General features: G+C 58.3%; 13 protein-coding genes, 1 pseudogene and 1 riboswitch. Of the genes and pseudogenes, 11 read left to right on the top strand and 3 right to left on the bottom strand.

Translation table 11 applies throughout. The annotated features are described in order from the left end of the window. Window positions 1-471, top strand: a pseudogene (locus GBM95_RS08335) (hypothetical protein); the annotation flags it as partial. Window positions 472-511: 40 nt separating this feature from the next. Continuing rightward, window positions 512-1,609: an autotransporter outer membrane beta-barrel domain-containing protein gene (locus GBM95_RS08330; protein ID WP_152158671.1), complete on the top strand. Its 1,098-nt coding sequence runs from the start codon at window positions 512-514 to the stop codon at window positions 1,607-1,609. Window positions 1,610-1,776: 167 nt separating this feature from the next. On the opposite strand, the gene GBM95_RS08325 is transcribed toward GBM95_RS08330, so the two are convergent. Further along, a complete protein-coding gene (locus GBM95_RS08325; RefSeq protein WP_152158670.1) occupies window positions 1,777-2,391 on the bottom strand; it encodes a hypothetical protein in 615 nt (204 codons plus the stop codon). A gap of 167 nt (window positions 2,392-2,558) precedes the next feature. On the opposite strand from GBM95_RS08325, the gene GBM95_RS08320 reads away from it, so the two are divergent. Continuing rightward, the gene (locus tag GBM95_RS08320; RefSeq protein WP_152158669.1) at window positions 2,559-3,464 is read left to right on the top strand and encodes a LysR family transcriptional regulator; all 906 of its coding nucleotides are present in this window, start codon (window positions 2,559-2,561) and stop codon (window positions 3,462-3,464) included. A 125-nt stretch (window positions 3,465-3,589) separates the two neighbouring features. On the opposite strand, the gene GBM95_RS08315 is transcribed toward GBM95_RS08320, so the two are convergent. After that, entirely contained in the window at window positions 3,590-4,867 is a 1,278-nt protein-coding gene (locus GBM95_RS08315; protein ID WP_152158668.1) for an amidohydrolase, read from the bottom strand. 404 nt (window positions 4,868-5,271) lie between these two features. Here GBM95_RS08315 and GBM95_RS08310 point away from each other — a divergent pair, with 404 nt between their 5' ends. The 7 genes from GBM95_RS08310 to GBM95_RS08280 all read left to right on the top strand — a co-directional run bounded on the left by GBM95_RS08310 (window position 5,272) and on the right by GBM95_RS08280 (window position 11,883). After that, the gene (locus tag GBM95_RS08310; protein ID WP_152158667.1) at window positions 5,272-6,225 is read left to right on the top strand and encodes a LysR family transcriptional regulator; all 954 of its coding nucleotides are present in this window, start codon (window positions 5,272-5,274) and stop codon (window positions 6,223-6,225) included. 72 nt (window positions 6,226-6,297) lie between these two features. Continuing rightward, entirely contained in the window at window positions 6,298-6,771 is a 474-nt protein-coding gene (locus GBM95_RS08305; protein WP_152158666.1) for a YbaK/EbsC family protein, read from the top strand. Between the two features lie 153 nt (window positions 6,772-6,924). Then, window positions 6,925-7,716: a basic amino acid ABC transporter substrate-binding protein gene (locus GBM95_RS08300; protein ID WP_152158665.1), complete on the top strand. Its 792-nt coding sequence runs from the start codon at window positions 6,925-6,927 to the stop codon at window positions 7,714-7,716. Between the two features lie 119 nt (window positions 7,717-7,835). Then, a riboswitch (Lysine riboswitch) is annotated at window positions 7,836-8,045 on the top strand. Window positions 8,046-8,261: 216 nt separating this feature from the next. Then, a complete protein-coding gene (dapA, locus tag GBM95_RS08295) occupies window positions 8,262-9,149 on the top strand; it encodes a 4-hydroxy-tetrahydrodipicolinate synthase (protein ID WP_152158664.1) in 888 nt (295 codons plus the stop codon). 42 nt (window positions 9,150-9,191) lie between these two features. Continuing rightward, window positions 9,192-9,902, top strand: a complete 711-nt coding sequence (gene dapB / locus GBM95_RS08290; protein WP_152158663.1) for a 4-hydroxy-tetrahydrodipicolinate reductase — start codon at window positions 9,192-9,194, stop codon at window positions 9,900-9,902. 78 nt (window positions 9,903-9,980) lie between these two features. Then, window positions 9,981-10,679, top strand: coding sequence for a 2,3,4,5-tetrahydropyridine-2,6-dicarboxylate N-acetyltransferase (gene dapD / locus GBM95_RS08285; RefSeq protein ID WP_226963237.1), 699 nt, complete (start codon window positions 9,981-9,983; stop codon window positions 10,677-10,679). A 100-nt stretch (window positions 10,680-10,779) separates the two neighbouring features. Next, complete coding sequence (locus tag GBM95_RS08280; protein ID WP_152158662.1) at window positions 10,780-11,883, top strand: amidohydrolase; 1,104 nt, start codon at window positions 10,780-10,782, stop codon at window positions 11,881-11,883. A gap of 124 nt (window positions 11,884-12,007) precedes the next feature. Here the strand turns inward: GBM95_RS08280 and GBM95_RS08275 are convergent, their stop codons facing one another. Beyond that, window positions 12,008-13,114, bottom strand: coding sequence for a Fic family protein (locus GBM95_RS08275; protein WP_226963236.1), 1,107 nt, complete (start codon window positions 13,112-13,114; stop codon window positions 12,008-12,010). A 1,006-nt stretch (window positions 13,115-14,120) separates the two neighbouring features. Here GBM95_RS08275 and GBM95_RS08270 point away from each other — a divergent pair. Next, the gene (locus tag GBM95_RS08270) at window positions 14,121-14,684 is read left to right on the top strand and encodes an L-lactate permease (RefSeq protein ID WP_152158660.1); all 564 of its coding nucleotides are present in this window, start codon (window positions 14,121-14,123) and stop codon (window positions 14,682-14,684) included. Window positions 14,685-14,715 lie beyond the last annotated feature (31 nt).

Genomic DNA, 14,715 nt, shown 5'->3' with positions numbered 1-14,715 from the left:
TGGGTTACGCTCAAGCGCTACCGCATGCGCAACCGCATCGAAGAATCGTATCGAGTCAGTAAAAGCGAACTCGACGGCGACCGGGCTCGAGTCTGGAGCATGCGAAAGGTTCGCGGCAAGGAATTGTGCAGGATGGTAGCTCTGGGGTACCACTTCTATCTGCAGACTGCCATCAACAAGGTCCGGCTCGAAGCGGCCAGGCTTGCCGCTGACGAAAGTCTTACGCAACAGGATCGCAAAGCCTGCGACGGCGTGCGAAAGTGGCTTGAGGCAACAACACTGCGCGGATTGATGGCATGGTTTAATTGTGTGGAAACAGTGACGGTGCAGAATGAGTTCGCCAGAAAGCGTTGGTCGACCGAGATGATCAAACGCGATCAGCTGTTCCTGAAGATGCTTTATTCCGAAGAAGTGCAGACCTTTAATGCAAAGGATCTGGAAGAGACCCTTCCGGCAGAAGACTCTGAGTAAGCATTAGCCGACTTTCAGGTTCTTCACGAAGAACAAGTTCGTGACCTTCACGGTCGACTCCGGTAAGGGAACGGTTACTGCGAACGTCCTCGCGCTCGCGGATCCCACGAGCACCGGGAGCAGGATCATTTCGGGGCTCTATGAGCAGGGCATGAGCGCTTTTACGGCGGGCTTCCTTGATCGGATAGGCTCAGATGACCGCCTCTCCACGGTTGATGCCGAGGGCTACCATCTGACAGCTGCCGGTGAGGATGCCGTTCAGGAATTCGCGAATGTGGCCGTCACGTCCGGCATCTACAACGTTCTTTACGATGCTCTGGCTGAATTCACGGATTCGCTTGCCCGCCGCATGCTTGAAAAAGCACCGCGCGATGGCTTCAGCGTCTGGGCAGATGTCTATGCTTCCCGCACGAAGGCTGATACGCTCTACGGTAGCTCAGGCTACAGCGCCGACCTTTACGGGGGCGTCCTCGGCGGCGATTATGCCGCCGCGAACGGCACTCGGTTCGGTGCGGCCCTTACGGTCGGAACTGCGGATGCGGAAGCTGAGGAGTCGGTCTTCTCGCAGAAGAATGACGCCGACTTCTGGGGCCTTGCCGCCTACGCCGCCCATGATTTTGGGAAGCTGAGCCTCAAGGCAGATGCCGGCTATCTTGCCTCCACGAATGATCTCAAGGGCGCTTACGCTCATGAGAAGGTTGATGCTTCTGCTTATACCTTCGGCGTTCGGGTGGATTACCTCGCATACGATGCCGGCATTCAGGTAGTCCCCTACATCGGCCTTCGCTACTCGCGGATCTCCTCGGATGATCTTGAGGATCGCGACACGAGCGACGTGAATCTCGTTGAATCGCCTGTCGGCGTTGCCGTCAGCACGAACTTCAGCGCTGAAGGCTGGACTGTTGTGCCGAGGTTCGATCTCTCGGTCGTCCCGCAGCTCGGCGACAAGGAGGTTGATGCGACCATTGCAGGCGTGAATGTCGCATCGGACATGATCGACGATGCGCTCGGCCGCGCTCAGTTCGGCGTTTCTGCCGTGAGCGGCAATTTGTCCCTGGGCCTTGACTACCGTTTCGGCTTCGGTGCGGAAGACCGCGGAAATCATGCACTCAAGGCAAGCGTTCGCTATACCTTCTGATCATGTGATCAGAGCCTAAAAAAGCTGACGAAATCAGCTGAACCTTCGGGGGTGATCCCATTCGGGACGCCCCCTTTTTTTTGAAGCCGCATCTCCCCAGGCTCAGAAGCGCCAGGGGAAACCGTTCGGCTTTCTTCTATGGTTATCCTAGAGAATGAAACGTCAGATTATGTCGCTTCGAAGGTCTCGACCTTCATTTCCATTTTTGAGAGCTTGTGCCAGGAGACAAGTTCGCGCTTCAACGGCCACCAGTTGAAGAGGAGCTTCTCACCCGGCTTCCAGAGCGCCACCCAGCCGATCACGAGAAGGCCTTCCCGGAAGGAACTCATGAGCGAATGGACCTCTTCGGGCGCGAAATAGGCTCTCAGCAGCGTGCAGGCAAGCATGAAGGCAAAGCCGAAGCTGAACATCTTCCAGACGTCCTGAAAATGCTCATGAAGGCGCTCCGCGATTCTTTTCTCCCGCGCGAGGAAATATCCCTTGAGCGTCAGATCAACGCTCGTACGCATGTAGGGCTCGACTTCTCGGAGCGCCTGTTCGGGAAGCCGGACGATGAACCGGAATTCGCGGCACGTTTTGTGGTGCTTTTTGATGGTGCTCGTGAAGAAACCGAGCACGTCGCTGTCGAGCGCAACGAATTCGCTCGGAACCGGCACATCCGTATCGAAAAGCTGCTCAACCTTCGTGAGAATGAGGATGATCGTGCAGACGCCGTCCTTCACTTCAGCCCTCGACCAATCTCTCGGTTCGACAGGGGATTTTTCTGATGGCGCTGCCGACATTTCCGCTCCTCCCGGAACTCTTCTCAGAACAGGGACAAAATTCTGCTCTTCCCTAGAAATTATGCGGGATCCCGGCTTGAAAACGGTCATCGCTATTCGAATTGGAAATGCGTACAATCGATGTGCTTTTTTGTTCCGGCGCAAATTTACCGCGGAGTTTGTCTGTCATGAATCTCGAAAAGGTTTCCTACCTCATCACTGCCATAGAGGCAGGAAGTTTTTCGCTTGCTGCAGAAAAGCTCGGCATGACGCAGTCGGGCCTCAACCGCCAGATCACATCCCTCGAGGATGAGCTCAAAACGACGCTCCTTCTTCGCGGACGCAGAGGCGTCGTCCCCGCCAAGGGAGCGGAACCCGTTATTGCGCGCCTGAGAGAGCTCCTTCTCGCGGAAAAGCGCGTTCATGAGGAAATTGCCGCCGTGAAGGGCCTCGTCATGGGCGAACTCACGATCGGGAGCTACTTCAGCATCTCGACCACGTGGCTCCCGCCACTTCTCAAGCACTTCTCCGACGCCTACCCGGCGATTACGCTCTCCACCGTTGAAGGCACCGATCAGGAACTCGTCACGCGCTTGAAGGACGGCACCCTCGACTGCGCTTTTCTCTCGCAGCATTCCTATGACGGGGACTTCTTCCCGCTGATGGAAACGGAATTCGTCGCCTGGCTTCCGCCGGAGCATCCCCTTGCAAGCCGCGATACGGTGACGGCCGAAGACATCACGAAAGAGCCCTTCATCTATCCGCGCGTGCACCACAACACCGACATCGACGACTTCTTCACGCGCCATAGAACGGCTCCCAAAACGCACCTCATCACCAACGACCCCTATTCCGCCTACGCGATGGTGAATGCGGGGCTCGGCGTTTCGGTCAACAACCGCCTCCAGAGCATCAACCTCAAGGGCAATGTGGTGCTGAAGCCCTTCTCGCCTCAGGAGCGCGTGACGCTCGGGATTGCGCTTCCCTCGCTCTCCACGGCTTCGCCCGCCCTCATGCGGCTCGTGGCAATGGCGCGAAGCATGGCGAAGGACTTTTCGACCGGTCCCTTTGCGGAGGCGCTGCCGTCCGCCTGAGACCCGGAGAACCTGCACTCCCCGAACGCAAAGCGGCGCGGAACTCCGTTGATGCCGGAGCTTCGCGCCGCTTTTCTTTTGAGGAGCTTCTCCCCGGGAGGAGAGAAGCTTTCCTCAGGGTGCTATCAGCCGAGGATTTCCTTCACGGCGTTCGTCCAGACGGCGAGGCCCTGATCCAGCGCCTTTTCGTCAATGTCGAACTTCGAGGTGTGGTGGCCGGACGGACGGTTCGCGCCGATCACGAAGAGCGCAGCCTTGCCGCCGTGCGCCTGAACGCGGCGCGCGAGGATGGTGGCGTCTTCGGAGCCGCCGAAGTTCATCGGGTCCTTGCGGACGGTCATGCCTTCAACGGCTTCACCGGCCTTCGTGAGGACGTCGACGAGCTCTTCATCGTTCGTGAGGTCGACGGCTTCGCCCATCTTCTCAATCTTGTATTCGCAGCCCTGGCTGATTGCACAGCCCTTGATGATGGCGACAGCAGCGTCGTACATGTACTGATTGATGTCGCCCGTTTCGCCGCGGACTTCCATCTTCATGAGGGCATGCGACGGAATCACGTTGCGGCCTTCGCCGGCGATGAGCTGGCCCACGTTGATGCGGGTCATGCCGGAGCCGTGGCGGGCAATGCCGAGAAGCTGCACGAACGCGTTGCAGGCGGCGGCCATGGCGTTGCGGCCGGCATTGGGTTCAACGCCCGCGTGAGCCGGACGGCCCGTGTAGGTGACGTCGAGCTTCGTCGTGCAGAGGAAGCCGTAGGGCTTGACGGAGAGTTCGCCCGTCTTGCACATCATGGCGATGTGAGCGCCGAGGAAATAGTCCGCATCGTCGACGATGCCCGAAGCGGCCATGCCGGCAGCGCCGCGCACGCCTTCTTCAGCCGGCTGGAAGAGAATCTTGAGCTTGCCCTTCATCTCGTCCTTGTGGTCGGCAAACCAGTGCGCGACGGCAAGGCCCGTGGAGGTATGGGCGTCGTGGCCGCAGGCATGCATAAGGCCCGGACGGGTCGAGCAGAAGCCTTCCTTCGCGGGGATATGGTCGGCATCCGTCGATTCGGTCACCGGCACGCAGTCGATGTCGAAGCGGATCGCGAGCGTGGGACCGGGGCGGCCCGTATCCATCACGCCGACGCAGCCCGTGAGACCGTCCATTTCCTTCAGAAGCTCTTCGGAAACGCCGTTCTTGCGGGCGTAGGCGAGGCCCGCTTCGACCACCTTCTGGCTGCGGCCGAGGCAGTTGTCGGGGTTGATTACCTTCTTGCCCATCAGAACTTCATAGCCGAGCTTGCGCAGCTTCTCGACGATGTATGCCGTCGTCGTGAATTCGCTCCAGCCCTCTTCAGGCATGGTGTGAAGGTGACGACGGGTGCTGATGAGTTCGTCGTGATACTTGCAAAGGCAGGACATCCTTTTTGCTCCTTTTAATTTGACGCCGTTGAGCGGGGTCTGGGAAATGGAGGACCCCGGCGCGATGCCTGAAGGGCGTAAAACCGAATCAAGATGCGCTCTGCATGAATCGGGAGCATGCAAAATAAACCTGACCGATCCGCCGCTCAAAGATCGCGCGAGGATCTCTTTTCATACCTCTACTATATGCTCCATCCGACACACATTGAGCAACAAAATAAACACGGTAATACGTGATGTAAATAACACGATTTGAAATGACTGCAGTCCCGCTCGCAGCGGCATGTGGTTTTTCCTGATGCACGTTCAAACCGGCCTTCAGCCTTTACAATTCGGGCATGTTTTTCCGTGACGAATCGCTCACGAAAATTTGTTCGTATTCGTCTCTATCAGGGATTATTCCAATGCCCCAGCACCGGTATGATCTTGACGTCTGGAAGCTTCTCTTTGAAGTGCTCCGCGAGGGCGCAATTTCCCGCGTGGCGATCAGAAACGGCATGGACCGTGCGCAGCTCTCGCGCATCATCGCCGGACTCGAGGAGGAAGTGGGAAGGCCTCTTCTCTCGCGCTCGGGCCGCCGCATCACGCCCACGCAGTTTGCGCTTGAAGCCCAGGCGTCGCTCGAGCCCCTTCTCAAGCAGTTTGAGGACCGTCTTGGGAAATTGGCCCGCAATCAGGATTCGCTCTTGGGGAGCATCCGGCTCGGCTGCATGCCGGGCTTCATGCAGCATGAGATCGTCCCGATGCTCGTCGACTTTCTGAAGATCTGTCCCGAGGTATCGTTCGACGTGACGGTGGACCACGCGTCCGCGGGCTACATGAAGGGCGACTGCGACGTCATGCTCTACTACGGGCCCGTGAGAAAGAAGTGGCTGGTCGAACACTGGGTGACGCGCTCTCTCTTCGTCGCCTGCGCCTCGCCCGAATATCTCAGCGAACGGGGGTTCCCCAAAAAGCCCGCGGACCTCTCCTCGCACTCGGGCATCCTCTTCACGGGCGACTGCCGCGAACATCCGGCAATCCTGCAACTCGGCCGCGACGAGGTCTCCTACCGCTTCAAGTCCGAAATCCGCTTCAACAACATTCTGTCAGCCAAGGCTGCCGCCATCGCCGGAGCAGGCATCATTCTCGACCTCCCGGCGCACCACTGCTTTGCGGACATCGTGAAGGGCGACCTGGTGCCGGTATTGGACGGCTGGCATGTGCCGAACCTTGAAAACTACATCGGCACCACGACGGAAGCCGCGGGCCTGAAGCGCGTGCGCACCTTCGTCGACTGGTACATTGAACGCCGCCGGCAGATTGAAGGCGAACAGAATCAGCGGCTTCAGAAGGATTACCATGTACTGATTTCATAGCCCGGACGAGGCAGGCCCGACACGGCCTTTCCGAAATATCTGTCCAGCCAGAACCAGAATCTCCAGATAATCATGACGCTCGCTTCCGTTCAACAAGCGCTCGAACCGCTCGGGCTCCTCGACCGGATCGTCTTCTTTGAGAAGGACGCCACCCCGACCGTAGCCGATGCCGCTCGGCTTCTCGGGTGCGAGCCGAGGCTCATTGCCAAAACCATGGCCGTAAAGCTCCTTTCCGGGCCGGCGCTCATCGTGCTCGCGGGGGCCCCTCGGGTTGATGGCAAAAAATTCCGCAGGCGCTTCCAGGAAAGCATGAAGTTCATACCTTCGGAAGAGCGCCTCGAAATGACCGGGCACGGCCCGGGCAGCATGACGCCGATCGGGGCAAAGCGAGGCGTTCCGATCTATTTTGACGAGTCCCTCAGGTCGCTGCCCGAACGCCATCCCGCGGGAGGAGCGGCAGAGACCGTGGCGCGCCTTAAGCTTTCCGAGCTCGAGAAGGCTGCGCCGCCCAATGAATGGGTGGATCTGGCCCGCGAAGGCGAATAGTTCTATTCCAAAAGGACGATGTTCACGGACCGGAGCCTCCGCTTCCGAACGCTTTCTTGATCCGGAGCGTAATACCTCTCGACAGGCGTCCGGCATGAGCATGCCGGCTACGGTATGTTTCGAGGAACACTTCTATTCTTCCGGACATCTGCGATGCACAAACGCACGCTCCTCAAACTTTTCGCCCTCGGCTCCGCCGCCGCGGGCCTTGCCGCCTTCTCTCCGCTCTCGGCAGCGACCGGTTCAAAGCCCCTTCTCGTTGCCGGCATGGATGCCGCCTATCCGCCCTTCGGCTCCCGCGATTCCGCGACGGGCCAGTATGTTGGCTTCGACGTCGACGTGATCCGCGCGATCGGGAAAGCCGAAGGCTTCAATGTCGAGGTGCGCAACATTGCGTTTGACGGCCTCATTCCGGCCCTGAAGACCGGAAACATCGACATCGCGATCAACGACATCACGATTACGCCGGAGCGCGCGAAGAGCGTCGACTTCTCAGACCGCTACTACATTGCGGGCCTCGGCGTCGTGGTCAACATCGACAACACGACGATCCGCACGGCCAAGGACCTTGAAGGGAAGCTCCTCGCCGTCTCCATCGGCTCCACGGGCGAAGAAGCCGCGAGAAAGATCCCGAACGCCCGCGTCCGGGTCTTCAACCAGTTGAACGAATGCTTCCTTGAATTGAGGAACAAGGGCGTCGACGCCGTCATCAACGACATTCCGACGAACGACTACTACGCAGCCGTTGCGGGGAAGGGGCGAGTGCTGTCGCTCCCCGTGGCGCTCACCGAAGAGAATCTCGGCATTGCGGTCAAAAAGGGCAATACCGAGCTCCTGAAGCGCATCAACTCGGGCCTCAGCGCCATCAAGGCGTCGGGCGAATTCTCGAAGATCTACCAGAAGTGGTTCGGGAAAGAGCCGCCCGCAGCGCTCCTCTCGCGCTGATCTCTGCTTTCGGACGACGCCCGGGGAAGCTGTCGCTTAATCCGGATCGACCGATATAAGCACTTCTCTTTACTCTCAGGCCGCTATCCCGGGCGGCTTCATCTGATAAGGTTAGAGATACGAACGATAGAGGTGCGGTTGCGAGAAGCTTCGGATGAGCCGGCAGGCAGGGATCCCGAAGCGAGGCAAAACCGCCGAATCTGCGGCTTCTCCCGGCAGGGACCGCAGATGGGTCCGCAGGAGATACCTGCGGGACTGTCTGCCAATCGGTGGGAATCGGCTTCATTAAGAGACGAATGAAGCATCCCGGCAGTTGCGCTATCTTTCCGGTCAATCTGCGGCATTAAGCGCTCTGCCTGCTTTGCCGCTTTGCGCCAGAAAGGCTCTTGCAACCTTGCTGGCGCTTTTCTTTTATGCGCCGCGGGGGAGCACGAGTTTTCATTCCCAGCGCCGCTCTCCCCGGGTCGCTTCCGCCCTTTCAGGCACAATAGCTTCCTCACGGTCGTTCAGGACCAGACCCTCAACCCTTCAGAGCGAAATCCATCATGTCCAGAATCCCCGTACGCGGCTCCCTCGTTGCTCTCGTCACACCCTTCAATGAAGACGGTTCCGTCAACTTTGAGAAGTTGGGCGAACTCATTGACTTTCACCTCGAAAACGAAACCGATGCGCTCGTCATCCTCGGCACGACCGGCGAATCCTCCACCATGTCGCACGAAGAGGACAACGCCGTCTGCGAGTACACGGTGAAGCGCGTCGCGGGCCGCATTCCGGTGATCTGCGGTTCGGGCTCGAACGACACCCGCACCATGCTTGAGAAGTCGCTCGCCTTCGAGCGCCTCGGAGCCGACGGCCTCCTCATCATCACGCCCTACTACAACAAGGCGAACGAGGAAGGCATCTACCGCCACTTCGCGACGGTCGCCGATGCGGTGAAGATTCCCTGCATTCTCTACAACGTCCCGGGCCGCACGGGCTGCTCGATTTCGGAAGCCAACGTAGCGCGCCTCTCGAAGCACCCCAACATCATCGGCATCAAGGAAGCGAGCGGCAACATTTCCTATGCGGCGAAGATTGCCCGCTACCTCTCCGACGACTTCGTCATGTATTCGGGCAACGACGACATGATCGTTCCGATGCTCGCGCTCGGCGCTTCGGGCGTCATTTCGGTGCTCGCTAACGTCGCCCCGAGAGAAACCCACCGCATGGTGATGGACTTTCTCGAAGGTCGCGTGAAGGAATCGCGCGACCTGCAGCTGAAGCTCCTCGAAGTCACGAACGACCTCTTCATCGAAGTCAACCCCATCCCCGTGAAGGAAGCCCTCAACCTGATGGGGAAGGACGTCGGCGGCTACCGTCTCCCCCTCTGCCCGATGACGGAAGCCCACCGCGAGACGCTGCGCCGCTCGATGGCGGCTGCGGGCCTCATCTGAGCTTCAGATTCGGACACACACATCCAGGAAAAAGGATTCACCATGAAAATCGCGCTCGTCGGCATGGGCCGAATGGGAAAAATGATCGCCTCCTGCGCCGAAGAGCGCGGTATTGAAGTCGCAGGCGCCTACCTCGCCGAGAATATTGATGAACTCGCGAACCTCGGCCGGGTCGACGCGCTCATTGACTTCTCCTCCCCCGCGGCGCTCCCTGCCGTCGCGGCCTATATCCGCAGAACGGGCGCAGCGCTCGTCTGCGGCACTACCGGGTACAGCGCCGAAGAGGCTGCCGAAATCCGCTCGCTCGCCGAATGCGCTCCGGTGATTCTTTCGGCCAACTATTCAGTGGGCGTGGCGGTTCTCAAGCACCTGTCGGCTCAAGCCGCGAAGCTCTTAGGCGACGACTTCGACATTGAAATCGTCGAAACCCATCACCGCATGAAGGCTGATGCCCCGAGCGGAACGGCTAAGCTCCTCCTCCGGGCCATCGACCCGGAAGGCAAGCGCCGCACGGTCTACGGCCGCGAGGGCATGATGAAGCGCGAGGGGAACGAAATCGGCGTCCATGCCGTAAGAGGCGGCACCGTTGCCGGCGTCCATACGGTTTCCTTCTTCGGACCCGACGAGGAGCTCTCCCTCACCCACCGTGCGGAATCCCGCCGCATCTTCGCGCTCGGCGCCATCAAGGCGGGCGAGCGGCTGAAGGACCGGGCGCCCGGCTGGTACACCATGGACGACCTCCTTTTCTCCTGAGAGAAATACCGAACGCTCACAGTCCCCGGACAAAATCAAACTTTTACGCAACCCGATTCCAAGAGGAAATTTACCCAAATGATGAACGCCCAGGAAATCATTCACTACATCGCCACGGCTGAGAAGAAGACCCCCGTGAAGATCACGATCCGTGAAAAGGCTCCGATCGACTACGGCACGGCCCAGGTCTTCGGCGCGGGCGACAAGGTGGTCTTCGGCGACTGGAAGGTTCTCGGTCCCATCCTTGAAGCGAACAAGGACAGGATCGACGACATGGTCATTGAAAACGACTGCCGCAATTCGGCCATTCCCCTTCTTGACCTCAAGAACATCAACGCCCGCATCGAGCCGGGCGCGGTGATCCGCGACCAGGTCACGATCGGCGACGGCGCGGTCGTCATGATGGGCGCCATCATCAATATCGGCGCCGTGATCGGCGAAGGCACCATGATCGACATGGGCGTCGTCATGGGCGGCCGCGCGACGGTGGGCAAGCACTGCCACATCGGCGCAGGCGCCGTGCTCGCGGGCGTGGTTGAGCCTGCTTCCGCGAAGCCCGTCATTATTGAAGACAACTGCTTCGTGGGCGCGAACGCCGTCGTGATCGAAGGCATCCACGTGGGCGAAGGCGCGGTCGTCGCCGCCGGTTCCGTCGTCATCAGCGACGTTCCGGCCGGCGCCGTCGTCGCGGGCGTTCCCGCGCGCATCATCAAGACGAAGAAGGATGAGCGCACGACCCAGAAGACCGTGCTCGAAGACGCGCTCCGCACCCCCTGATACGCATTCATCCCCGATTGAATGCCGTCATTTCCGGCCCGGGGAAGGTTTTCCCGGGCCGGATCCGTATTCTCCTACTCTGCCTCTACCCTTTTCAGCCATGCTCGAGCGTCTTACCCGCTACCGCCGCGATCTTCACCGCATCCCCGAACTCGACCTCGATCTTCCCGAAACGACTGCCTACATCCGCAGCGTGCTCGCGAACCTCCCCTGCGAGGTCTTCTCGCCCGAAGGCCATGCGGTCTGCGCCTATTTTGACTGCGGAAAGCCCGAGACCGTGGCCTTCCGCTCCGACATGGATGCGCTCCCCATCTGCGAAGCCGTGGATTCGGACTTCAAGTCGAAGCATCCCGGCAAAATGCATGCCTGCGGCCACGACGGCCACATGGCGATGGCGCTCGGGCTCGCCGAGGTTGTGGCAGGGCTCAAATCAAAGCTCACGAAGAACGTTCTCATCGTCTTCCAGCCTGCAGAGGAAACCACCGGCGGCGCACGCCTCATCTGCGAATCGGGGGTCTTTAAAGATAAGAACGCGACGGCGATCTACGGGTTCCACCTCTGGCCCGATCTCCCGATGGGCGTCGTGGCGTCTCTTCCCGGGCCGCTTCTCGCGCAGTCGAACGAAATCACGGTCGACTTTACGGGAAAAAGCACGCACATTGCGAAGTCTGAGGACGGTGCGGATGCCCTTCTCGCCATGGCGCGCTTTGTCGTTGAAGCCGACCAGATGCTCTCACACCTCAAATCCGAAGTCGACCCGGCGTCCACGCTCAAATTCGGCCGCGTCACTGCCGGCACCGTGAGAAACGCCATTGCCGCCGCCGGGCATCTCGAAGGGTCGCTTCGCGTCTTCAGCAGCGAAGCCTTCAATTACGCCTGGGACCATCTCCACGAAATCGCCGACCGCATCAGCAAGGATCTTTCCGTCGGGATCCGCATCACGAAATCCGACGGCTATCCGCCCGTCATCAACGATCGAAATCTTTTCGAAGATGCCGAAAAGCGCATTCCGGAACTCCAGAAGCTCCCCAAGCCCCTTCTCATTGCTGAAGACTTCGCCTTCTACCAGAAGACGCTCCCGGGACTCTTCATGCTCCTCGGCACGGGCACGGGAATTCCGCTTCATTCCGACCGCTTCAACTTTGACGAACGCGTGCTTGATCGCGGGGTTGAGATTTATACGAAGCTGCTGCCGCTTGAGTAAGGAGGATGCCGAACGCGTCCGGAGCGGAAGTGTTCCGCCTCCGGACGAAGTTTTCAAAGCTTTCTGCGCGCTCTTCCTCTAGCCGTGCAGAACCGGACCAAAGAGCGGCAGAGCCTCCCGAGTCTCACAGCGGCTCCATGTCTTTCCTAAGCACCGCAAGATAGTCCTCAAACGCAAACACCCGTCCTCTCGACCGACCAGACACTTCCTTCAGAATGCCGGCTTCGCAGAAGAGCTTTACGTATTTGGAAGTTGTCGGAAAGCTCCAGCCCAGATCCGATGCGGTTCGCTTGATCTCAATGATCGGAGCTCCTTCAAGGTAGCTCAAGAACGCTTCCAGCTTGGCGCGTGCGCTGGTTCCGCGGACACCCGACAGGATTCTTTCGCGGGAAGCCGCGGCGAGTGCTGAGAGCTTCTCAATGCTTTCAACCGCATCCTGAGCCGCCTCTCCGGCTGCCCGAAGGAAAAGCTTAACCCAGGCCTCGTACGTTCCGTTCTCGCGAACCGATGTCAGGTGCTCGTAGTACTGAGTGCGGTGTATTTTAAGGAAATACGAAATGTATACGTAAGGCGCGTCAATCACCTGCTGATCCATGAGAAAGAGGAGGATCAGAAGGCGCCCGACGCGGCCGTTGCCGTCGAGAAAAGGATGAATCGTCTCAAACTGATAATGTATGAGTGAGGCGCGAATCAGCGGATCCAACTCATCGGGGACGTGCAGGTACAACTCAAGGGCATTGAGCGCCTCCATCATGTCGTCCGGATTAGGAGGCACATAGGAAGCCTCTCGCAGGGAGCATCCTGTCGGTCCGATCCAGTTCTGGGAATGCCGGAATTCTCCGGGAGATTTGTCCTTGCCTCTCGAATGCCCGAGAAGAACCTTATGCGATTCCCGGAGCAGACGAAGGCTTAACGGAAGCCCATGGACGTCCTGAAGCTGCTTCACGGCAAAGAGGACCGCCTGCACATTGTCGACGGCATCGAGAATGTCGCGATTGGAGGTGTGATCAACCATGGGGTCGAGGATGTCGTCGAGCGTAGCCTGCGTACCTTCGATCTGAGAAGAAAAGAGCGCCTCCTTGCGCACGTACATGGCAAGGAACATCTCCATATTGGGAATATGCCTCGCAGCCCCCTTGAGATACGCGAGTTTTGTTTTCGCCTCGAGGAGCAGTCCGTTCAGTTCTTCATCTGGTTCAATCGAAGGCTCAGGCGGGAGCGAAGCCGGCACGAACGAACCGTAACTTTGGGCACCGGCAAGGTTCTGCCGAATAAATCCGGATCTCGGATTGTTGCTGATCACAGTAACTCAACCTTGAAAACTTTAATAAGCCTAGCACTCATTAAAGAACATTAATCATTTCTTTAATTATATTGTTGCATACCGCTTCAGTATTAAAGTTTTAAACTCAAATCTTTAATATTCTGACCGCAGATAATATCCGAGAAGATGAGGCTCCTGCTACAACCTGAATGGAGCGCTTCCAACCCGCTGCTGACGCCCGCCTCACACGCGGCGAGAGCTCCCGGCCGTTCTTGCCGAAGCCCTCTGATCCTCTGATCTCGCATGCGCGGACGCAGAATAAGAGTGATGTGTCGCCAATTATGGCTTCGGGAGATTCTTCGAGTACCAGCTACCTGCCAGACAGATAGCTGGTAGGTAGCAGGTAACTGCGTATTTTTGGGCAAAATGGCAGGTTACCTGCCAGCTACCGACTATGTGGCTGGCAGGTTGAGAGGTTTCCGGCTATTCCTGCCAAAGCCGCGTTCATGAACGAACAAAAAGACTCGCTCGGTCGCGCTTCCTCAGTTCCGCCCCCTGGAAGCGGCAGAAGCAGAAAAGCCATTGAGGAGGCAGGAAACGGTCTGCCGATGAAAACGCCGGTTCTGAAACCTGACGAGGGGGAACAGTTTGATTTGACGCGGCGCGCGCGCAAATAAACGCAAAAGCGCTCCAATGCACAAACTATTCTGCATTTTGCCTCATCCCTAAAGATTTCAATGGCAGGCAATTTTAATAATCAATTTATATAGTATAAGGAGATTTTGACCATTCAGAACTACGTATCTACCTAGTAAACAAGTAGTAATAATGGCAATACGGGTTAATACCAATTCTTCTGAAAATCCATTCCATTGACGGATTCAATCTGTAAACAGCGCTTCATAGACTGTCCGGAAATCAAACGCGCAGGCATCCTGCATGCGCCAACGTTTAAAGCATTTTCGGAGAAATCATGGAGTCGATACTCCCGGTTTTTGCGGGTCTCTTTCCGCTAGCGGTTATGACCCTCCTGATCCTCAGGTACAAAGTGCCCATCTACCTTTCGATCCTGATCACGCTCGTGATCGTTCTCGGGATCGCGGGGTGGTACCTCGGCACTCCCGCGGGAACGCTTGAAAGAAGCGTCTCCTACGGCGTCATCAAGGGCTTCTGGCCCATCGTCCTCGTCATCTTCGCGGCGATCTTCGCCTACAACGTGATGCTGCGCACCGGCGCCATCACCGTGATTGAGAAGAGCCTCTCGGCGGTTACCGACGACCGCCGCATCCAGATTCTTCTCATCTCCTGGTGCTTCGGGGGCTTCCTCGAAGGCGCTGCGGGCTTCAGCGTTTCCGTTGCGATCCCCATGGGGATTCTCCTCGCGCTCGGGTTCGAACCCATGCGCGCGGCCGTGGCAACGCTCATCGCCGACACGGTCACGACCGCCTTCGGCGCGGCCGGGATTCCGATCCTAAAAGTCGTCGAAAGCCCTCACGAAAGCTCTTTAGAAATGAGTTTTCCAATAAAAATTCCGTGAAACTCACGGACTTTTTTGTTGACTTCAATAG

The organism is Sutterella seckii, assembly GCF_009183815.1.
GTDB classification, from domain to species: domain Bacteria; phylum Pseudomonadota; class Gammaproteobacteria; order Burkholderiales; family Burkholderiaceae_F; genus Sutterella; species Sutterella seckii.
This window is presented reverse-complemented; position numbering and strand designations above follow the sequence as displayed.